The organism is Halolamina sediminis, assembly GCF_001282785.1.
Classification (GTDB): Archaea; Halobacteriota; Halobacteria; order Halobacteriales; family Haloferacaceae; genus Halolamina; species Halolamina sediminis.
The window spans coordinates 1,896,450-1,916,715 of record NZ_CVUA01000001.1 but is presented as its reverse complement, the minus strand read 5'-3'; the positions used below and the strand labels follow the sequence as shown (position 1 = coordinate 1,916,715).

Sequence of the window (20,266 nt, the reverse complement as noted above, 5' to 3'; positions counted from 1 at the left end):
CGGTGGCCGCGGTCGGAACACGACGGCTCGCGAACCGCTTGGGAGAGACTTTTAACGCCGCTGCACGTAGACCCTGCAAACCGAATGCCCGGACCCGACCCCCTCGCCGACGTTCCGTCCGATGACCTCGCGTGGTGTCACGAGGCCGTCCAAGACGTCTCCCGCACGTTCGCCCTGACGGTAGACGTGCTCGAGGAGCCCATGGACTCCTACATCTGTCTGGGCTACCTCCTCTGCCGGGTCGCGGACACCGTCGAGGACGCCTCCCACATCCCGCCCGCGGAACAGGCGGCGCTGCTTCGCACGTACGACGCCGTGCTCGACCCGACCGACGATACCGAGATCGACGCGTTCGCGGCTGCGGTCGAGAAGTGGCTCCCCGCCGAGGACGAGCGCAACGCCGACTGGGCGGTCGTCGCGAGCGCCCGCCGGATCGTCGCGACGTTCGAGGCGCTGCCCGTCGACGTGCGCGAGGCGATCACGCCGCCGGTCCGGGAGATGGTCGACGGGATGGCCGACTTCGTCGAGCGCTACGCCGACGAGGGTGGCCTCCGCATCGACGACAGACACGAACTGGAGGAGTACTGCTACTACGCCGCCGGCACCGTCGGGAACCTCATCACCAACCTGGTGACCCGGGGAGAGATCGACGACGAGCGCGAGCGAACGCTGTACGAGACCGCCGAGGAGTTCGGCCTGCTGCTCCAGCTGGTCAACGTCTCGAAGGACGTGTACGACGACTACGACGAGGAGAACAACGTCTACCTCCCCGCCGAGTGGCTGGCCGAGGAGGGCGTCGAACAGGAGGAGGTGCTCGACCCCGCCAAACGCGAGGGTGCGACCTCGGTCGTCCGCCGTACGACCGACCTCGCGCGGTCGTACCTCGACGACGCCGGGACGTACCTCCAGCACGTCCCGCTGCGGGACGGCAACACGCTCGAAGCGTGGGCGGTGCCGTTCCTGCTCGCAGTGGGGACGCTCCGGGAGGTCCGCGAGCACCCGGAGGACGTGCTGACCGAGCGCGGCGTGAAGGTGTCCCGGAAGGAGGTGTTCGCGGTCGTGAGCGCGATGAGCTCGAAGGGTCGGGACGCGCTCCCCTCGTTCCGCGAGCGGATCGCCAGCGCGCCGTTCCACCAGCAGCCGACCAGCGCGGACTGACCGGCTACCCCTTCGCTTATCCACCCGTCACGACGCCACGAGAGCTAACGCTGTCGCTCTCGCGTGAAGAGAAGACCGCAGAACGTCGGCGCCTCAGTCCTCGAGCGCGTCGGCGATCCGCCGCAGTTCCCGCGTCGCGTCGCGGACCTCGTCGCGGAGCTGTCGGACCTCACGCACCATGTCCTCGGTGGCCTGGGCCTGTCGCTCGCTGCCCTCGCCGCCCTCGCCGCCGGCTTCGGTGCCCATGCCGCCGGGACCGCCGCCCATTCCGGGCGCGCCGCCGCCGCCGCCCATGCCACCGGGGCCGCCACCGCCGCCCATCATGCCGGACATCATCTGTGCGAAGGGGTTGCCGCCGCCGGGACCCTCGCCGCCCATGCCGGGCGGGCCGCCGCCCATCCCCTCCGGGCCGGGCGCCTCGCCCTCCTCACGCTCCTCCTCGCGGCGCTCGCGGATCTCCTCGACGCGTTCGCGGAACGACTTCTCCTCCTCGCCCTCAGCACTTTCCTCCGAGCCGTCGGCCTCGTCGGGTTCGTCTGCCATACCTCCGGGTTCCGGGGCCACGGCGAAAAGGGTTGTTGCATCCTCTCAGTTTTGCGGGGGAGGGAAACCACGGCGGCCTCGCCCCGACTTATCCGCCCAGCACAGTATCAGACCCTGAAACGCGGGGAGACGTTGATGGTTCCCCCACCAATACTGGAGCGTGGCGCCCCTCCGGTGGCGCGGTCCCCGCGGCACCCTGTTGGGTGCGCCCGACGATCGACGAGGGAGTCCGCCCTATCCCCGACTCCCTGGATGACACACCCCGATCACTTCCAACGGCGGCATCCCGCCGTCGGGACATCCTCTCCCCGCTGACGCCCGGCTAGTTCGGAGCCGGACGTCTCGGCCCTCCACCCAAACGAGCCGCGCTCGTGGTTTCACGCCTCGAAATTTCGGTGCTACCGTTCAGCACTTTCCGGGTAGGGACGGTGCCGGGACCGTGTCCTCGCGTCGGCTCAGCACTTCTCGGCCGCGGCCGCGGACTCGCCCTCGATCGGGACGAACGTACCGTCGATGTCCCACTCGTGGATGCAGTACACCTCGCCGAGCCGGTCGGCCCGCCATACCCCGCCGTCGTACCGTTCGAGCCGCCCGCAGCGCTCGCAGACGCGCCGGTCGGGCGTGCGAAGGAGATCGCTCATTGCCGGCGTGAGGGTGGGTTCGGGTATGAACCTTCCGCCGGCGGCAGCCTATTCGACTGACTGCGACGCTTCGACTAGCCGTGACAGCGGCGCCGCGAGATGCAGCGTCGTCACCTCGGTCCCGCCGAACGATTCGGTGACGCTGCCGATCCGCTCGAAGCCGATCGACTCGTAGAACCCCCGGCCTCGTTCGTTCCCGTCGAACACCTCCAGCCAGACGTGTTCGTGGCCCGCCGCGCGGAGCTGGCGGGCGACGTGAGCCGTGAGTTCGCTGCCGACGCCCGCCCCCCAGTGCTCGGGCGCGACGTAGAGCCGCGAGAAGAAGGCGTCCGGGCCGTCGGGGTCGCTCTCCCAGTCCCGTGCTGGGCCGGCGTTGGCGAAGCCGATCACGCCGTCGTCGTCGGCGACGAGAAAGCAGGCACCGTCGGCCGCGTCCACCTCCCGGATTTCCTCCCGTAGCGACTCGGTGTCGTACCACTCCTCGACCGTCGCATCGACCGTCCCCGCGCCCAGCAGGTCGTCGTAGGCAGCGTGCCACGATTCCCGGGCGAGGGAAGCGACGGCGGCGGCGTCGCCGGGAACGGCGTCGCGGATCTCCATACCCGCGGCTGTCCCGCCGCCGGCTTGAGGATTTCGCCCGCCAGCTTTTCGGTCGCCGCGCCCGCCTACCTTCTCGTGGAGTTCACGCCCCGTCGCACGTTCTGGCTCGCCCTCTGCTGGCTCGGCGGCACGCAGTGTCTCTCGTGGGCGATCGCGGTTGTCCGGGTCGGCGTCTGGCCCGGCAACGTCGCCGCGCTCGCCGGCTTCTCCCTGCTGACGCTGGTCGCGCTGGTCGGCGTGCTCAGCCCCGAGTGGGCCGGCGGTCCCGACGAGCGGACCCCGGTGTGGTGGGCGGCCGTCGTCGCCGCGGCGGTCGGGACGGTCGCGCTGCTGCTCTGAGAACCCGAAAACCTACCCCCGACCGCCGGGAGCGGGAAACGATGCAGTACGGCAACAGCGTCGGCCCGTTCCCCGATCGCATCCCCGAGACGCCCGACAGCTTCGCGTTCGTCGAGCCCTCCCTCGGCGAGTCGAACGTCCCCCTCCGCGAGTTCGACCCCGAGTCCGTCCGGGAGCGCTGTAACGAGGCCGACCTCGACCTGATCGTCCACCTGCCCATCGAGCAACCGCTGGTTCACGCCCCGCCGGAACACGCCGACGGCGCCCACGCCTACGTCGAACGGGCGCTCGATCTCGCGGCGGCGGCGGGTGCCGACCGGGCGGTCGCACACTGCACCGCCAACCGCGGGAGCCGCGACGACCTCGACCTGTTCCGGGAGAACGTCCGCCGGCTCGACGCGGCAGGCGCCGAGCGCGGCGTCGAGGTCACGTTCGAAAACCTCGGGAAGCTCGACCGCGGCTACGACCTCGACACCGTCGGCCGGGTCCTCGAGGACTGCGGCGCCGCCTGCTGTTTCGACGTGGGACACGCGTTCGAGGAGGACGGGCAGGTGGCGATCGAGTCGTTCCTCGCCGACTACGCCCACCTCGTGACCCACCTTCACGTCCACGACGTCCGCGCCCGCGGGGACACCCACCTCGCGCTCGGCGACGGCGAGATCGACTACGAACCCGTCGCTGCCGAACTGACCGCGGCGGGGTTCGACGGGACGATCACGATCGAGTCGTTCAGCCCCGATCAGGCCCTCTGTGTCCACTCGGCCGACCGGCTCCGGGCGGCGTTCGACCGCGTCGAGTAGCCCGACTCAGACCCTCCGGTACGGGCCGAGCCGTGTCCCGTCGGTCAGGTACGCCTCGCCGCTCGCAAGCGCCTCGGGCAGGAACGGCGCGAGGAACGACTCCCCCTCGACGTTGATCCACGTCCCGCCGGAGCGGTCGTTGAACGCGGGGAACACCACCAGCTCCGGCTCGTGCCACGCGAGCTCGTCGGCGTCGTCGCCGAGCGCGTCGCGGAACGGCGCCCGCCGCAGCGGCCCGCGGAGCCACGCCCGCTCGACCCGGCTTCCGCCGACCTCGTCGGTCAGCCGAACCGACGGGTGCTCGTGGCCCATACAGAGCGTCGACGCCGAGAGCGCCTCAGCGGTTGGCCACGTGTGGCCGTGGACCATCCCGATCGAACCGACCCGTGCCCCCTCGGCCGGGAGCAGGTCGATCCGATCTGGGAACACGTCGCCGATGCCGCCGTCGTGGTTTCCCTTCGCGAGCGTGAGCGGCACTGCACGCGCGTCGAGCGCGTCGAGCAGGTCCCGAACCTCCTCGGCCTCTGCGCCGTCGGGCTCGGCGATCCGGTGAACCAGATCACCGAGCACGACCACGCGGTCGGCGCCCGTTCGGTCGAGCAGGGAGAGCAGCCGCTGCCGTCGCTCGTCGGCGTTCGAGTCGAGTTCGACGCCGCGCTCGTAGCGCAGGCCGACCTCGATCCCGGCGTGGTAGTCCGCGACAGCGAGCGCCCGCTCGTCGCCGAGGTCGAGCGTCGCCGCCGGCGCGCCGGGGACGGGTTCGACCGCTGGCTCGCCCATCAGATCGCCTTGAGCGTGCCGTCGGTGGGCTCGTAGCACTTCCCGCTCATCATCGCGTCCTGCACCGCGTCCTCGACGGCGCCGGCGTCGACGCCGTGCTCGTCGACGACGCGCGCGACGACTGCCTCGCGGTCGGCGCCGTCGCCATCGTCCAGTTCGCTCATCACGTTGATGACGGCGTCCTCCAGATCGAGGTCGCCGGCGTCCTCGTCAGGCTCTTCTTCCGGTTCGGTTTCGTCGGGCTCCTCACCGGTCACTTCGGCCTCGATCTCTTCGAGTTCCTCCTCGGAAGAGGGCACGTCGATGCCGGCCTCGCCGGGTTCGCCGACCTCGCTACCCGTCGAGAACTCCGCGCCGAACTCCTGTTTGACCTCCTGACGCTCCTCCTCGGTCAGGGCTTCCTCGTCGTCGACGGTCTCCTCGGGATCGAAGTCGCCGATCTCCTCGGCCTCTTCCTCGACGGTCTCTTGGACCGACTCGCCGGCGTCGAAGTCACCGAGTTCCTCAGTCGCCTCCTCGTCCGTCCCCTCCGACGTCTCTTCGTCGACTTCGGTTGTGTCCGGATTCGTTTTCTCGTCCGCCTGAGCCGTCTCCGTAGACGCTTCGGGGGACTTCTCTCCGCCTTCGGTTTCCTCTGGCGCCGTCTCAACCGATTCGGGTTCTTCGGACTGCTCTGTTTCCTCTTCCTCCGACTCGACTGATTCTGATCCGGTGGATTCGGTTTCCGTCGGTGACGTCCCTTCGCCAGTCGAGTCCGGTTCGGTCGATTCCGCGTCGTCGGCCGTCGGTTCGGACGCTGTCTCGGTCGTCGACCCGGTGCCGGCGAGGTCGAGATCCACTTCGGGGAGCAGACCGAGCTCCGCTGGGCCGCCGTCGCTCGGCTCGGTCTCCAGCGAGCGGACGACGTCGCGCTCACCGGCCACCTGTTCGACTGCTTCGACCGCGAGCGACCGGACGGCTTCGAGGTAGGCGGTTCCGGTGTCGTAGTGCTCGATCGCTTTCGGCACACCGGCAGCCAGCGAGGGGCCGACGCCGTCGGCAACGAGCGCGTCACGGAGGTCGTCGCCGCGCAGGTCCGAGTCGAGCGCGGCCGCGAAGACGGCGAGCCGGTGGAGCGTGCGTTCGGCCGCGGAGACCACCCAGCGGTCCCGCGTCTCGGCGTCGACTTCGTTGATGCTCTCCGGGCGGACGGAGGTGAACACGCGGTCGGAGTCCTCCGGTTCGAACGTCCGGGCCTTCCCCGAGAGCGCGACGAACGTTGGCGGCTCGGTACGGCTCAAGAAGGCGTGTTCGTCGGGCTGGTACTGCCCGGCGTAGGTGACGAACGCCCCCGTCGGGTCGACGACGCGCCCACGGAGGCTGTCCTCGTTGACCTCCTCGACCTCGGTCAGCACGCCGACGGCGAACAGGCGGTTCACGCGCGCGCCCGTCGGCGTCACGACGTAGTTCGGCGCGCGCTCCTCGTCGCTCTCCGAGTAGGAGAGCGTGGCGTCGTCGAACTCCGCGGCGAACAGCCGGCGGGCGATCTCGCGGTTGCCCGGGCCGGAGTCGGCGCTCATGCGCCCACCCCCAGCTCTGCGAGGAGGTCACGCGCTTCCGTCTCGGGATCCTCCTCGACGGGCTCGAACGCGTCGGCGTTCATGTTGGCGCCGTACTCGTCGACCGAGAGCGAGCCGCGGGCGCGGTAGGCGTCGCCAACCAGCGCCCCGGCGATCGTCTCGGCGACGACCTCGCGGTCCATCGCCTCGCGGGCGGCCTCACGGGCGTCGTCGAGGTCGCCGCCGTAGATCTCCTCGGTCAGATCGCGGCCGAGGATCACCGTACACGTCCCGGTGCCGTCGTCGAGGATCGCCTTCGTCCGGAGGTCGTCCTCGCCCTCCACGTCGCCGTGGGAGCGACACTCGCCGTTCTGGATCGCGCGGTTGCACTCAGGACAGCGCTGGATCAGCCCGGAGCCGTCCCGGACCTCGATCACGTTGCCGGAAAGCTCCACGTCGAACAGCCCGCCGCCGGTGACAGCCTCGCCGATCGACATCGACGGCGCCGAGTCGGTGACCGAGACGGCTTCGTCCACCGCCGTCACCGTCGAGAACTCCGAGACGTTCACGGAGGGCGCGCCGCGGTACTCCCGGACGTACACGTCCTCGAGCCGGACGCTCTCGCCCGTCTCGATCTCGGGGTGGGGATCCCAGTCGGTGAAGGGGAGTCGGCCGGTCTCGTCGCCGATGACGCCCGAGAGGATCTCGGTTTCGCCGTCCCGGCCGTCGATCGTCCGTTCCTCGACCTCGACGACCTGTACCTCGACAGTCCGGCCGCGATCCCCCGGCTCGAGTTCGATCAGGTCGCGCTCGCCGCCGATCTCGTACGGTACGTCGAGGTCGTCGGTCTCCAGCGCGACGCTGGTGCTGTCGCCTAGATTGAGTTCGGGGCTGCCCTCCCACTCGCGGACGCCGGCGTTGCCGACGGTGACCGTGTCGCCCGGCTCGAAGCCGAACTCCTGCCAGGCGGTGTAGGAGACGGTGCCCGTCCCGTCGGCGAACTCACCTTCGCGGATGGTGATGTCGTCGCCCTGGTACCGGATCGAGCGCGTCCCCTTCGTGAGCACGCGGACCGTCACGGTGACGTTGTCGCGCTCGGTCGTCAGGTCGGCCACGTCGACCGATTCGGGGGTGGCGTCGCCCCCCCCACCGTCGCCGTGTTTCCGGCGGACGCTCTGTTTGGCCTCGTCGATCGGAACGCTGTACTGGAGGAGGTTCTCCAGATCTTCTTTGACCTCCTGTTTGTCAACACCGAGAGCGGAGGCGAGCTCCTCGGCGTGTTTGTCTACGTCCATCGTGCGGAGTTGGGCCGCGATGGCTAATAAGGGTTCGTCCCACCCGTCCGACCGGCGAACGAACGCTTACGGAAGTGGCGAGTAGCCCGGACCGAACGACCCTTGGCTCTGGGTGAGACACGGGGTGTTATGGACAGCACCACACGCCTGACGCTCGCCCGCGAGGCCGCCAGAGCGGGCGCCGAGGTCGCACACGGGGGGTTCCGCGGGCCGCTGACCGTCGAGACGAAGAAGAACGCGCTCGACTCGGTGACGGAGTTCGACCGCGAGGTCCAGCGCCACGTGGTGGGGATGTTTCGCGAGGACGACTCCGACGCGGTGATCGTCGGCGAGGAGGAACTGCCGGACGTCGATACCCGGACCGCCCTCCCCGAGAGCGGCGACGCCTGGGTCGTCGACCCGATCGACGGCACCAACAACTTCGTCGCGGGCAACCGGATCTGGGGCTGTGCGGTCGCCGCCGTCGAGGACGGCGACGCCGTCGCCGCCGTCAACGAATTCCCCGCACTGGGTGACAGCTTCGCCGCCGCCGACGACGGGGCGATGCGCAACGGCGAGTCCTGCAGCGTGAGCGACCGATCGGACCCCGGGACGTTCACGATCAACCCGATCTTCGGTCTCGAACCCCGAGACCGCCGGAAGCTGGCGGAGTACATCACCACCATCGCCGAAGAGTTCGGTGACAGCCGCCGCTTCGGGAGCTCGCAGTACGCGCTCTCCTCGGTCGCCGCCGGCGAGCTCGACGCCGCCGTCTCCGGCGTCGAACTCTCGCCGTGGGACACCGTCGGCGGCGTCCACATGGTCCGAGAAGCGGGCGGCACCGTCACCAATCTCGACGGGGACCGCTGGACGCCCGGCGACGGCGGCATCATCGCCTCGAACGGCGAGGCCCACGACGAGCTTGTCACCGCCTTCGACTGACGGCACTCAGGCGTCGTAAGCCAACACGACCCCGTCGTCGAGCCGTTCGACCTCCGTCAGCGACAGCTCCGGGAAGGAGTCGGGGTCGGTGAACCCTTCGCCGTCCGCGAGCGTCGGCGCGTCCCGGCCGCCGATCACGACCGAGCCGACGTAGACGGTCAGCCGGTCGACGAGGTCGGCCTCGAACAGCGAGAAGATGAGCTCGCCGCCGCCCTCGACGAGCAGGCGCTCGACGCCGTGCGCTTCGAGACGGTCGAACGCCGCGGTGAGGTCGACTCGCCCGGACCCCGCCGTGATCACGGTCGCACCGGACGCCGAGAGCGCTGCCACGTCGGCGTCGTCGGCGTCTTCGCTCACGAGCACGTACGTCGCAGCTGCATTGTCCAGCACTTCGGCGTCCGGCGGCGTCCGTGCGCGGGAGTCTGCGACCACGCGGGCGGGGTTCGCCGGCTTTCCGTGGCGTTCCCGCCGGGCGCGCCTGTCGGCGTCCTTGACGGTCAACCTCGGATCGTCCGCCAGCACGGTTCCGACCCCGACCAGCACGCCGTCGACGCCCGCCCGGAGCTCGTCCATCCGGTCGAAGTCCGCCGGGCCGGAGATCGGCACCTGCTCGCGCTCGCGTGTCGAGAGCTTCCCGTCGACGCTCTCGGCGGCGTTCACGTGGACGTGCACGCGTCCCGTTCGGGCCGCACGGGAGTCGACTCTTTCGGTCCGAGCGGGAACGCTGAAGTCCCGGCGCGACTGAACCCCGCCGATGACTGTCGAGACGGAGGTAGCCGTGATCGGCGGCGGCGCGACCGGCGTCGGCGTCGCTCGCGACCTCGCGATGCGCGGTGTCGACGTGGCGCTGCTCGAACGCGGCACGGGGCTCAACGCCGGCACGTCGGGGTGCTCACACGGCGTGCTCCACAGCGGCGCTCGATACGCCGAGTCCGATCCCGAGGGAGCCGCCGACTGCTTGCGGGAGAACCGAACCCTCCGCGAGATTGCCCCTGGCTGTGTCGTCGAGTCCGGCGGCCTGTTCGTCCGGCTCGCGGGCGACGATCCCGACTACTTCGAGCGGAAGCTCGACGCCTGCCGCGAGGTCGGGATGGAGCCGACGCGTCTCAACCCCGACGAGCTCCGCGAGCGCGTCCCCGGAGCCGCCGGGGCTGTCGAAGAGGGGTTCGCCGTTCCCGACGGCGTCGTCTCCCCCGCACGGCTCGTAGCCGCGACAGCGGCGAGTGCTCGCGACCATGGCGCGAGCATCCACACCGGATCGGCGGTGACCGACATCGACGCCGGTTCGGACTCCGAACGTCTCGCCGTGCACGTCGACGGCGGACCCACGATCGTCGCCGATTCGGTGGTGAACGCCGCAGGTCCATGGGCGGGCGAGGTCGCCGCGATGGCCGGCGCCGATCTGGGGATGCGCCCGACTCGGGGCGTGATGGTGGCCGTCGACTATTCGGGCCTCGGGCCGGTTCTCAACCGGTGCCGAGAGCCGGCCGACGGCGATATCGTCGTTCCCCACGGCGAGCAGGCGGTTCTCGGGACGACCAGCGTCGCCGTCGACGACCCCGACACGTTCGAGCGCGAGGACTGGGAAGTCGAGCGGACGGTGACGGAGTGTGCCGCGATGCTGCCGGCGGTGGCCGACGCGACGGTCGAACGGACGTACTGGGGGCTCCGGCCACTGTACGAACCGGACGAACTCGACCGCGAAGGGCGGGGCATCTCCCGGGATTTCGCGGTCGTCGCCCACGACGCTGCGCCGGGGCTAGTCAGCGTCGTCGGCGGGAAGCTCACGACGTACCGGCGCATGGCCGAAGCTGTAGCTGATCGCGTCTGCGGGGATCTGGGCGTCGAGGAGCCCTGCCGAACTGCCGAGGGGCCGCTTCCGGAAGCAGGGACTCCCGAGCGGCTCGACGAGCTGGCTCGGGAGTTCGGTGCGGTCGGCCCTGCCGACGCCGACGTGGTCGGGGAGTAGCGAACAGCCGGAGCGGACAGCCGGCGCGACAGCTCCGGAGTTGCGTCTTCGTCGCGCCGCGGTGTTCAGGTCACGCAACGAGATGGTCCCGTCATCGGCCAAAAAAGCTCGCAGGAGGGAGCGCGTCGCTCAGCCGTCGACGGGCTCGACGCCAATCGTGACCGGAACGCCTTCGATCTCCCACTCCTCGACGAGGCCGCTGTCCTCGTCGATCTCGCTCACGTCGACGAACTCGGCGGCTCGGACCTCCTCGGCGACGAGATCGCGACGGTCGTCGAAGAACCCCGCCACGCGCTCGTCGTCGATATCGACCGCGACGCGGATCTCCTCCTCCACGTCGAGTTCGAGGCGCTTGCGGGTCTCCTGTACTCGGCGGATCAGGTCGCGGGCGTACCCTTCACGCTCGATCGCCTCGGTGAGTTCGGTGTTCACGTAGACGGACCCTCCGTCGAACTCGGCGCCGGAGACGTGCTCGGGCGGCTCGGTCTCGTACTCGACCATCTCCTCGGTCAGTTCGACGGTCTCGCCGTTCACCTCGACGCCGCCTTCGACTCCCTCGCGGGGCTCGCCGCGGACGGCGGCCATCACGTCCTGTGCGTCGCCGCCGAACGCCGGACCGATCACGCTCATCTGCGGGTCCGCGACCGCCACGAGCTCCTCGTAGTCCTCGGTGACGGTGAGCTTCTGTGCGTTCACGCGCTCGAGGAACAGATCCTCCAGATCGCGCATCGCGTCGGCGACCGTCTCGTCGTCGGTCTCGATCACGACCTCCTGGACGGGCCAGCGGAGCTTCCGGCCGCCCTGCTGGCGGGCGTTCGCGGCGGCCTCCTCTACGTCGCGGAGTACGGCCATGTTCCGCTCCAGATCGGGGTCGTGCAGGTCGTCGTCCGGCGTCGCCGCCTCGAGCATGTGGACCGTCTCGGTCTCGCCGTCGAGCGTCTGGTACATCCGGTCGGCGAGATAGGGGGTAAAGGGCGCGAGCAGGCGGACGACCTCGTTCAGCACGGTCGAGAGCGTCGCGTACGCGGCGCGCTTGCTCGCCGAGTCACTTTCCTCCCACATGCGCTCGCGGATCGCCTTCACGTAGAACCGGCTCACGTCCTCGGTCACGAAGTCGAGCAGCGTGTTGAGGGCGTCGTGGACGGCGTACTCCTCCCACGCGTCCTCGGTCTCCTGCTCGACCGTCTGGAGCCGGGAGAGCACCCACTCGTCGACGACCGAGCGGTCGCCGTCGCTCAGGTCGGCCTCGCCGGGGTCGTAGTCGTCCAGCTCCATGTACGGCAGCGGGAACCGGAACACGTTCCAGAGGATGTTGAGCGTCGACTGCATCTCGTCGAGCCCCTCCCACTCGAAGCGTAGGTCGGCGCCGTGCTGGTCGTGCTGGAGCAGGTACGCCCGGAGGGGGTCGCGGCCGACCTCCTCGATCGCCTCGTGGGGCGTGACGATGTTGCCGAGGCTCTTGGACATCTTGCGGCCGTCGCTGTCCAGCGCGAACCCGTGCATCACGACCTCGTCGTACGGCACCTGATCGACCGCGGCGGTGCCCATCCCGAGCTGGGACCAGAACCAGCCGCGGGTCTGGTCGTGGGCCTCGACGATCACGTCGGCGGGCCAGAACTCGTCGAAGTTCTCTTGCTGGCTGGGGTAGTCGAGCGTGCCCCACGAGGCGACTGAGGAGTCCAGCCACACGTCGAACACGTCCGGAACGCGGGTGTAGGTCGTGTCACCCTCGGTGATCGTCAGGTCGTCGACGGTCGGCCGGTGGAGGTCGAGCTCCTCGGCCGCCACGTCCTGATCGGCGCGTTCCGCGAGCTCCTCGCGCGTGCCGACGACGATCCAGTCGTCCTCGGTCGTCTCCTCGGCGGTGCTGTCCTCGGGCGTCCAGATCGGGATCGGGATCCCCCAGTAGCGCTGCCGGGAGACGTTCCAGTCCGGCGAGTCCTCGATGAAGTTCCGGAAGCGGTTGTCCCGGGCCTCTGCCGGGTGCCACTCGCTGTCTTCCATGTTCTCGAGCAGCTCCTCCTTCACGTCGGTGACGGTGACGAACCACTGCTCGGTCGCGAGGAAGATGATGTCCGTGTCACACCGCCAGCACTGGCCGTAGTCGTGGGTGTACGTCTCGTGGGCGAGCAGGTAGCCGTTCTCCCGGAGGTCGTCGATGATCTCCTCGTTGGCGTCGCGGACGAACTGGCCGGCGTACTTCCCGGCGCGCTCGTCGTAGACGCCGTCGCTGCCCACGGGGCAGAAGATGTCCAGCCCGAGTTCGTCGCCGCGCTCGAAGTCCTCCTGCCCGTGGCCGGGCGCGGAGTGGACCAGTCCGGTGCGGTCGGTCTCGACGTAGTCGGCGTGGTACACTTCGCCGGCGCCGGTGAAGTCGGGGTGGTCGGGCACCTCCTCGGCGAGCGGGTGGTCGTACTGCCACCCCACGAGCTCCTCGCCTGCGAGCTCCTCTTCGATCTCGTACTCGTCGTACCGACCCTTCTTCAGCACGTCCTCGACGCAGTCGGTCGCGACGTACAGCACGTCCGTCTCACCGCCGTTCTCGGCGCGTACTTTCGCGTACGTCGCGGCCTCGTCGACGGCGACGAACGTGTTCGCCGGGACGGTCCACGGGGTCGTGGTCCACGCGACGAGGCTTCCCTCGCGGTCGGCCAGCGGGAACTGCACGTAGATCGAGGGATCCTCGACCTGGTGGTACTCGACCTCGTTTTTCGCGATCGCGGTTTCACACCGCGGGCACTGGGTAATCGAGCGCTTGCCCTGCTCGACGAGCCCGTTGTCGTGAGCCTGCGAGAACGCCCACCACGCCGACTCCATGTACTCCGGCGAGATCGTCTGGTAGGGGTTCTCCCAGTCCATCCAGACGCCGATGGACTGGAAGTCCTCGTCCATGTTCTCGCGGTTCTCGACGGCGAACCGCTTGCACTCCTCGATGAACTTCTCCATTCCGTACTCCTCGATGTCCTGCTTGGAGTCGAAGCCGAGCTCCTGCTCGACTTTCGTCTCGATGGGCAGGCCGTGCATGTCGTAGCCAGGCCGGTCGGTGACGTGGTGGCCCTCCATCCGTTTCCGGCGGATGACGGCGTCCTTGAGGGTCTTGTTCCACGCCGTGCCCAGGTGCATCTGCCCGGAGGTGTACGGCGGGCCGTCGACGAAGAAGAATGGCGGGTCGTCGGCGTGTGCCTCCTTGGTCCGTTCGTAGGCGTCGTGGTCGTCCCAGTACGCCGAGACGGTGTCCTCCACCGCCCGTGGGTCGTACTGGTCCGGGACCTCTTCGTCCATACTCGTTGGCTGTGTTGGGTCGCTTATCAACCCGGTGGTCCCGCAGTCTCGGTGTCGGACCGCCCGGCGGCTCCCGGCCCAGTATTTATTGGTCGTATGCCCGAACCGTCGGGCATGGACAGCAGGACGGAGTGTTGCCGGCCGGTGTCGCGGTGAGATGATCGGGCTCGTCAGGCGGTACCTGCTCGTCGTTCTCCGGTTTCTCCCCTTCGCGGTCAGCTTCCTCCGTGACCGCCGGCGGTTCCTCCTGTTCGGCCCCGCCCGGCAGGTGAGCGAGCAGAGCCACCGCCGGCGGGCCGAGCGCATCCGGGACACGATGGTGGCGCTCGGCCCGGCGTTCGTCAAGATCGGGCAGGTGCTCTCGACGCGCCCGGACATCGTTCCGCCGACGTACGCCGACGTGTTCGGGACTCTCCAGGACGAGATACCCGAGGACGTCGGGGGCGATCCGCGGACGGTCCTCGAGGCGGAGCTCGGCGACGAGCTCGACCTGTCGACGCTCGAACGGGTCGCCGGCGGCTCGCTCGCGTTCGTCTACACGGTCGCCTACGGCGACGAGCGGATCGCTCTGAAAGTTCGCCGGCCGGGGCTCAAGCCCCTGATCGAGCGCGACCTCCGGGTGATCCGGGGGCTGCTCCCGCTGGTCACCCCGTTTCTCGACGAGCGACAGCGGTACTCGGTTCGGAACGTCGCCGACGACTTCGAGGAAGTCATCATCGACGAGCTCGACTTCGCCCGGGAGCGGGCGATCATGGACGACATCCGGACGAACTTCGCCGACGACGACCGCGTCGTGATCCCCGCCGGCTACGAGGAGCTCTCCTCGGAGCGCGTGCTCGCCATGGAGTACCTGACCGGCCGGAAGGTGACCGACGACGACGCGTTCGACGGCGTCGACGTCGGGCCACACGAGATGGCGACGTGGATCACGGAGATCTACCTGGAGATGGGGCTGGTCGACGGCGTGTTTCACGCCGACCCGCACCCGGGCAACCTCGCGGTCACCGAGGACGGCCGGCTGCTGATCTTCGACTTCGGGATGAGCGAACGGCTCCCGGCGACGACACAGGACGACATCGTCGACCTCTATCGGGCGCTGGTCCAGCGGGACACCGACGGGCTCGTCGACGCGCTGATCGCGCTCGACGTTTTCGAACGCGGCGTCGACCGCGCCGAGGTCAGGCGCGTGCTCGAACTCGTCATCGAGAACCTCGCCGGACGGTCGGAGGTCACGTGGCGAACCATCATCACCGAACTCATCACGTCGCTCCGGGAGTTCCCGTTCCGCATCCCGCCCGACGTGATGTTGCTCGTTCGTGTCGGCACCGTCGGCGAGGGCGTCTGTCGGCAGCTCGATCCGGAGTTCGACTTCCTCGCGGCCGTCCGGACGTTCCTGCTCGAACAGGGGCTGATCGAGAGCGAGCTCGCCGCGATGGTCGAGGACTCGCTGGCCGACGCCCGGCAGTCGGTGCCCGCGATGGCTAGACTCCCCACCAGACTCGACCGGACGCTGGACCAGCTCGAACGTGGGGAGCTGACGGTCCGAACCAAGCCGCCCGCTGACCGCGGCGCCGGCGACCCGGCTCTCGGATACGCGGTGCTCGCCGGCGGGTCGGCCGTCGCGGCGGCCGTGCTCACGATCGGCGCGCCCGGATACGCCGCCCCGGTCGGCGGCTCGGCGGCCGTCTTCCTCCTTGCCTACCTCCTCCGGCGTCTCGGGTAGCCCGCCGACGTGCCGCGAGGGAGACGTTCAAACGCGTGCCCCGACAACCCACTCCCAATGACCGACATCCCGCTCGAACACGTCCACCGCGAGCCCGACAACCCCACCGGTAACGCTTTGTTCGTTCTCCACGGCCGCGGCGCCGACGAACAGGACCTCCTCCCCATCGCGGACCGCCTGCCCGGCGACCGTCACGTCGTCAGCTTCCGCGCGCCGGACCGCCTGCGTGGCGGCTACACGTGGTACGATCTCGACCTCTCCGGCGGCGGCCTCGAGTCGAGCCAGCCCGACCCCGATGGGTTCCGGCGCAGCCTCGACGTGGTCGCCGAGTCCGTCGACGCCGCGATCGACGCCTACGACCTCGACGCCGACAGCCTCGGCCTGCTGGGGTTCAGTCAGGGCGCGATCACCAGCCTCTCGCTGGTGCTCGAACAGCCCGACACGTTCGCGTGGGTCGCCGCCCACCACGGCTACCTCGCCGACTCCCACGCCGGCCGCTCGCCGGACGGGATCGAGGGCAAACCCGTGTTCGTCGCCGCCGGCGCGGCCGATCAGATCATCCCCGCCAGTCGCTCGGAGGCGGCCGCGGAGGGGATGCGCGAGGCCGGCGCAGCCGTGACGTTCGGCACGTTCGAGGGCGGTCACGGGATCGGCCCGGACGAACTCGACGCGGTGCAGGCGTTCGTCGAGGAACAGGCGTAGCCCGCCACGGTCGTCCGGTCGATCAGAGCCCGGGGACGACGTTGAGGACGGCGAACGTCTCCAGCAGCATCCACACCACGAACACCGCGTAGAACACGAGCAGCAGCCACGCCTCGCGGTCGCTGAGCTGGAGATCCGTCCGGAGCGCGGTGAACAGCGCGACCGTCGCCACGACGAGGAACGTCATCATCGGGACAGCGACCCCGTAGTTGATCACCGCGCCGCCGGCGAGCACGATCCCGGCGGGGACGGCGACGAGTAGGTCGAACACGTTGCTCCCGAGCACGTTCCCGAGGCTGGTCACGCCCCGCCCCTCGCGGGCGGCCCGGACCGACACCAGCGTGTCCGGTAGCGAGGTGGCGGCGGCGACGACGGTCAGGCCCCAGACTGCTTCCGGCACGCCGAAGGCGGCGGCGAACACGTCCGCGCCGTAGACGAACCCCTCGACTGCCACGAGCACGAGCGCGAGGCTGAGCAGGAGCGCGCCCCACTGTCGAGCGACGTTCACGGACTCTGTTGGGGGCTCGGCGGCGTACTCTACGGTGTCGGCGTACTGGATGAACACGTAGAGTCCGTAGAGCCCGATGAGCACCATCCCGAGCCACGGCGGAATCTCCGCGGCCAGCCGCGAGCTCTCGGCGGGGTAGTAGATCACGCCCAGCGAGAACACCAGCAGCAACGCCGCGACGGAGAGCATGTAGAACAGCGCCTCCTTGTACACCACGTCGCGGCTGGCGTTCAGCTCGTCCTCGGAGAGCAGCGCCGCCACGCCGGGAATGACGAGGATGTTGAACACTGCCGACCCGACAACGGCGCCGACTCCGAGGTCGAACGATCCGTGGAGCACGGCCGACAGCACCGCGATCGACAGCTCCGGGAAGCTCGATCCGATCGCGGCGACGACGGACCCCTGTATCACCGGCGGCAGTCCGTAGTGCGTCGAGAGCTGATCGCTCGCCTCCTCCAGCATCTCCGATCCTTTCCAGACGACTCCCGTCGCCACGAGCGTCGCGACCGCCGCGAGCAGCACCGACATGGCCCGGCGTTCAAACGCGCCACTCAAAACGGCTCCGGGCGAGGGTCGGGAGCCGCAGTCGGTAGCCCTAAATCTGCCCGTCACCAATTCCGAGTATGAGCGTCGCCAAGACCGTCGAGGATCTCGGTGCCGAACTCGGCGAACGCATCGCCGCCACCGACGAGTACGAGCGCTTCGAGGCAGCCAAACGCGCCGTCGAGGCGAGCGAGGAGGCCCAGCAGCGCATCGAGCAGTTCGAGTCGCTCCGGGCCGAACTCACGACTGCTCGGAAGACCGGCGAGGCCGATCAGGAGCTGGTCGACGAGGTCCGACAGGCCCAGCACGAGCTTCACTCGCTGCCCGAGATGGCGGAGTTCCTCGAGGCCCAGGAGGCGTTTCAGGCACGCCTCGATGCGGTGAACGACGCGATCTCCTCCGAGCTCGTCGTCGACTTCGGTGGCGAGGCCGGCGGCTGCTGTCAGGACTGACTGCGACACGGAGAGTCGCCGTCTGTCAGGACTGATTGCGGCCACTTCTCACCCGAGAGCTTTTGTCGGAAACCGCGACCAGTAGCGCCATGCTCGCGATCGCTGGCGGCAAGGGCGGCGTCGGGAAGACCACGACCGCGCTCGGCCTCGCCGCTGCCCTCCCCGACCGCCCGTTGGTCGTCGATGCCGACTGCGACATGCCGAACCTCCACGCGCTCGCCGGCGTTCCCGCCGACGAGAGGCCCCACGTCTGTCCGGCACACGACTGTCGTGTCCTTCCCACGCCGGAGGATCGTCCCGACTCGCTCGATCAGTGCCTCGAACGCCTCCGGGTGGAGGCCGACGCCCACACGCTCGTCGACACGCCCGCTGGTGCGGGTGTCGACGCCGCGACGCCGCTCCGGATCGCCGACGGCGTCGTGCTGGTGAGCACTGCTTGTGCACCGGCGCTGCGGGACGCTGCTAAGACAGCGTCGATGGCCCGCGCGGTCGGCACGCCCGTCCTCGGAGCGGTCCTCACCCGCACGCTCGCCCGTCCGCCGAACGTGGCGGAACTGCTCGGCTGTCCGCTCCTCGGCGTCGTTCCCGACGCCGCGGGTCGACCACTCGACGACCGGCGGGTCCGCGAGCGGTACGAGGCGGCCGCGGCCGCGCTCCTCGACGCGACGACGTCGTTGTGAGCGCCTGACAGCTGCACGGAACGCTTTTGGTCCACAAACCAGTATCAGAGTTCATGGCGAGACGGCTCTCGACCGGCATCAACGTCCTCGACCGCGAGATCGAGGGCGGCCTCCCGGCGGGCTCGATCGTGCTGCTCTCCGCCGAACCCGCCAGCCAGTCGGAGCTGTTCCTCTACGAACTCACCGCCGAGCGACAGACCCTCTATCTCACGACCATCCGCTCCGATCAGGCCGTGACCGACGCGATCGACCGGACGACTACCCGGACGGGCGATCCGACGGTCCGCGATGTGGGCGGTGACGCACCGCTCGACCGGGCGAACCGCTTGATCGGTACGCTGCCCGAGGAAGCGACGCTGATCGTCGACGTGGTCGACGCGCTGGAGCGCTACGACCGGGGGCGCTACCGGCGCTTCCTCAACGAACTCCAGACCGTGATGGTCAACACCGGCGGCGTCGCGATCCTCCACGGGCTGAACGGCGTCGACGTGCCGAACCATCGTGACCTGACCGCCCACGTCGCAGACGTCGTGTTCGACCTGCAGACGACCGTCACAAACGCCGAGGTGGAGAACCGCCTCGTGATCCCCAAGTTCCGCGGCGGGAAGGCCCTCTCCGAGCCGATCAAGCTCCGGCTGGCCGAGAGCGTCAACATCGACACCTCCCGGGATATCGCCTGAGAACCCTTCTCGCGACCGCTCAGGGCTCGCCCAACGCCAGTAGCCGTCCACCGTCTCCAGTGACGAACAGCGCTTCCGGGGTCGCGACGACGTCCCCTACCCCCTCGGTCGATCTGGACCACTGCTCCTCCCCCGTCGTTGCTGAGAGCGCCGTCAGTCGGTCCTCCCCGCGGAGGAGAACACTGTCATCGACGACCGTGGGGACACCGGCTCGCCCATCAGATCGCTCGTAGGTCCACGATCGCTCCCCGTCGTGGGTGATCGCGTAGAGGATCTCCGGGCTGGCAGCGTAGACGTGCCCGTCGTCGACGGCCATTGGCTGGTGGCCGCCGTTAAGTAGATTGAACCCCCAGCGCCGCTCGCCGTCGGTCCCGTACGCGACGACGAGTCCGTAGCTCTGGATGAGCAGCAGGTCGTCGTGGACCACCGGCCCGCCAGTGACGGGGTTGGTCTCCGCGCGCCACTGCTCCCCGCCGTCGTCGGTTCTCAGCGCGACGATCCCCGTCACCCCGGAGTTCGAGCCGACGTACAGCGTGTCGCCGTCGACTGCGGCCGGAGTCGTGAACGTCGTGTTCCCCTGGTCGACCGAGTCTTGGATCCGGCGCGACCACAGCACCGACCCGTCCGCGACCCACAGCGCGTGGACGGTACCGGTCCAGTCCGGAACGTAGGCGACGCCGCCTGCGACGGTCGGCGGTGCGGTCAGGCGAGCGTCGATGTCGTACAGCCACTCTTCCTCGCCGTAACGCGATCCGAAGCAGACCACTCGACCGCGTTCGAGCGATCGTTTCCCACTGACGAGAATACGGTCGCCGACGACTGCCGGCGGGCCGTTGAGGTCGATCCGGAGCGGCGCCCACCAGTACGTCTCGCCGGTCCGTGCACCCAGGGCGTAGAGCCGATTGAAGGAGCGCGACTCTGGCGTCACGGCGTCCGCAGGAACGTACAGTCGTTCGTCGGCGAGCGCGGGCGTTCCGGCGGCCCGCGTGCCGTCCAGCTCTCGCCCCCAGACCGTCGTGGGGTCGTTGGGTCCGTCTTCGACGCGTCGTGTATGGGTCGCGTCGCGACCGTCCATTCGCCACTCGCCGCCGACACTGTCGAGTTCTCCGTTC

The 20,266-nt window shown here is 69.4% G+C and carries 20 protein-coding genes; 10 read left to right on the top strand and 10 right to left on the bottom strand.

Annotation, left to right across the window (positions count from 1 at the left end):
• Positions 1 to 84: 84 nt before the first annotated feature.
• Positions 85 to 1,158 (top strand): phytoene/squalene synthase family protein, encoded by a 1,074-nt coding sequence (locus tag BN1959_RS09455; protein WP_053948424.1) that lies wholly within the window; start codon positions 85 to 87, stop codon positions 1,156 to 1,158.
• Positions 1,159 to 1,251: 93 nt separating this feature from the next.
• On the opposite strand, the gene BN1959_RS09450 is transcribed toward BN1959_RS09455, so the two are convergent.
• The 3 genes from BN1959_RS09450 to BN1959_RS09440 all read right to left on the bottom strand — a co-directional run bounded on the left by BN1959_RS09450 (position 1,252) and on the right by BN1959_RS09440 (position 2,942).
• Positions 1,252 to 1,701 (bottom strand): hypothetical protein, encoded by a 450-nt coding sequence (locus BN1959_RS09450; protein ID WP_053948423.1) that lies wholly within the window; start codon positions 1,699 to 1,701, stop codon positions 1,252 to 1,254.
• Positions 1,702 to 2,156: 455 nt separating this feature from the next.
• A complete protein-coding gene (locus tag BN1959_RS09445) occupies positions 2,157 to 2,342 on the bottom strand; it encodes an HEWD family protein (RefSeq protein ID WP_053948422.1) in 186 nt (61 codons plus the stop codon).
• A gap of 48 nt (positions 2,343 to 2,390) precedes the next feature.
• Positions 2,391 to 2,942: a GNAT family N-acetyltransferase gene (locus BN1959_RS09440; protein ID WP_053948421.1), complete on the bottom strand. Its 552-nt coding sequence runs from the start codon at positions 2,940 to 2,942 to the stop codon at positions 2,391 to 2,393.
• A gap of 75 nt (positions 2,943 to 3,017) precedes the next feature.
• On the opposite strand from BN1959_RS09440, the gene BN1959_RS09435 reads away from it, so the two are divergent.
• Positions 3,018 to 3,281 carry a hypothetical protein gene (locus BN1959_RS09435; RefSeq protein ID WP_053948420.1) on the top strand — a complete coding sequence of 88 codons (264 nt, stop codon included), beginning with the start codon at positions 3,018 to 3,020 and terminating at the stop codon, positions 3,279 to 3,281.
• 41 nt (positions 3,282 to 3,322) lie between these two features.
• Positions 3,323 to 4,081 carry a sugar phosphate isomerase/epimerase family protein gene (locus BN1959_RS09430; RefSeq protein WP_053948419.1) on the top strand — a complete coding sequence of 253 codons (759 nt, stop codon included), beginning with the start codon at positions 3,323 to 3,325 and terminating at the stop codon, positions 4,079 to 4,081.
• A gap of 6 nt (positions 4,082 to 4,087) precedes the next feature.
• On the opposite strand, the gene BN1959_RS09425 is transcribed toward BN1959_RS09430, so the two are convergent.
• The 3 genes from BN1959_RS09425 to BN1959_RS09415 are packed head-to-tail and all read right to left on the bottom strand — an operon-like array spanning position 4,088 to position 7,694.
• A complete protein-coding gene (locus BN1959_RS09425) occupies positions 4,088 to 4,861 on the bottom strand; it encodes a metallophosphoesterase (RefSeq protein ID WP_053948418.1) in 774 nt (257 codons plus the stop codon).
• Positions 4,861 to 6,420 (bottom strand): RPA family protein, encoded by a 1,560-nt coding sequence (locus tag BN1959_RS09420; protein WP_053948417.1) that lies wholly within the window; start codon positions 6,418 to 6,420, stop codon positions 4,861 to 4,863. The genes BN1959_RS09425 and BN1959_RS09420 overlap by 1 nt, the downstream gene beginning before the upstream one ends.
• On the bottom strand, positions 6,417 to 7,694 hold the full coding sequence (locus BN1959_RS09415; protein ID WP_053948416.1) for a Single-stranded DNA binding protein: 1,278 nt from the start codon (positions 7,692 to 7,694) through the stop codon (positions 6,417 to 6,419). The genes BN1959_RS09420 and BN1959_RS09415 overlap by 4 nt, the downstream gene beginning before the upstream one ends.
• Positions 7,695 to 7,823: 129 nt before the next feature.
• On the opposite strand from BN1959_RS09415, the gene BN1959_RS09410 reads away from it, so the two are divergent.
• Positions 7,824 to 8,615: an inositol monophosphatase family protein gene (locus BN1959_RS09410; protein WP_053948415.1), complete on the top strand. Its 792-nt coding sequence runs from the start codon at positions 7,824 to 7,826 to the stop codon at positions 8,613 to 8,615.
• A gap of 6 nt (positions 8,616 to 8,621) precedes the next feature.
• Here the strand turns inward: BN1959_RS09410 and BN1959_RS09405 are convergent, their stop codons facing one another.
• Positions 8,622 to 9,287, bottom strand: coding sequence for a 2,5-diamino-6-(ribosylamino)-4(3H)-pyrimidinone 5'-phosphate reductase (locus BN1959_RS09405; RefSeq protein ID WP_053948414.1), 666 nt, complete (start codon positions 9,285 to 9,287; stop codon positions 8,622 to 8,624).
• 82 nt (positions 9,288 to 9,369) lie between these two features.
• Between BN1959_RS09405 and BN1959_RS09400 the strand changes: the two genes are divergently transcribed.
• Complete coding sequence (locus tag BN1959_RS09400) at positions 9,370 to 10,584, top strand: FAD-dependent oxidoreductase (protein WP_053948413.1); 1,215 nt, start codon at positions 9,370 to 9,372, stop codon at positions 10,582 to 10,584.
• A 129-nt stretch (positions 10,585 to 10,713) separates the two neighbouring features.
• On the opposite strand, the gene ileS is transcribed toward BN1959_RS09400, so the two are convergent.
• Complete coding sequence (gene ileS, locus BN1959_RS09395) at positions 10,714 to 13,866, bottom strand: isoleucine--tRNA ligase (RefSeq protein ID WP_053948412.1); 3,153 nt, start codon at positions 13,864 to 13,866, stop codon at positions 10,714 to 10,716.
• A 157-nt stretch (positions 13,867 to 14,023) separates the two neighbouring features.
• Between ileS and BN1959_RS09390 the strand changes: the two genes are divergently transcribed.
• Positions 14,024 to 15,589: an ABC1 kinase family protein gene (locus BN1959_RS09390; RefSeq protein WP_053948411.1), complete on the top strand. Its 1,566-nt coding sequence runs from the start codon at positions 14,024 to 14,026 to the stop codon at positions 15,587 to 15,589.
• 57 nt (positions 15,590 to 15,646) lie between these two features.
• On the top strand, positions 15,647 to 16,291 hold the full coding sequence (locus BN1959_RS09385; protein ID WP_053948410.1) for an alpha/beta hydrolase: 645 nt from the start codon (positions 15,647 to 15,649) through the stop codon (positions 16,289 to 16,291).
• 22 nt (positions 16,292 to 16,313) lie between these two features.
• Here the strand turns inward: BN1959_RS09385 and BN1959_RS09380 are convergent, their stop codons facing one another.
• A complete protein-coding gene (locus BN1959_RS09380) occupies positions 16,314 to 17,327 on the bottom strand; it encodes a sodium:calcium antiporter (protein WP_053948409.1) in 1,014 nt (337 codons plus the stop codon).
• Between the two features lie 95 nt (positions 17,328 to 17,422).
• Between BN1959_RS09380 and BN1959_RS09375 the strand changes: the two genes are divergently transcribed.
• The 3 genes from BN1959_RS09375 to BN1959_RS09365 all read left to right on the top strand — a co-directional run bounded on the left by BN1959_RS09375 (position 17,423) and on the right by BN1959_RS09365 (position 19,154).
• Entirely contained in the window at positions 17,423 to 17,794 is a 372-nt protein-coding gene (locus BN1959_RS09375; RefSeq protein WP_053948408.1) for a YlbF family regulator, read from the top strand.
• A gap of 89 nt (positions 17,795 to 17,883) precedes the next feature.
• Positions 17,884 to 18,474 (top strand): MinD/ParA family ATP-binding protein, encoded by a 591-nt coding sequence (locus tag BN1959_RS09370; protein WP_053948407.1) that lies wholly within the window; start codon positions 17,884 to 17,886, stop codon positions 18,472 to 18,474.
• Between the two features lie 53 nt (positions 18,475 to 18,527).
• Positions 18,528 to 19,154 carry an RAD55 family ATPase gene (locus BN1959_RS09365; RefSeq protein WP_053948406.1) on the top strand — a complete coding sequence of 209 codons (627 nt, stop codon included), beginning with the start codon at positions 18,528 to 18,530 and terminating at the stop codon, positions 19,152 to 19,154.
• A 19-nt stretch (positions 19,155 to 19,173) separates the two neighbouring features.
• Here the strand turns inward: BN1959_RS09365 and BN1959_RS09360 are convergent, their stop codons facing one another.
• Positions 19,174 to 20,229 carry a PQQ-binding-like beta-propeller repeat protein gene (locus tag BN1959_RS09360; protein ID WP_053948405.1) on the bottom strand — a complete coding sequence of 352 codons (1,056 nt, stop codon included), beginning with the start codon at positions 20,227 to 20,229 and terminating at the stop codon, positions 19,174 to 19,176.
• Positions 20,230 to 20,266: the final 37 nt, after the last annotated feature.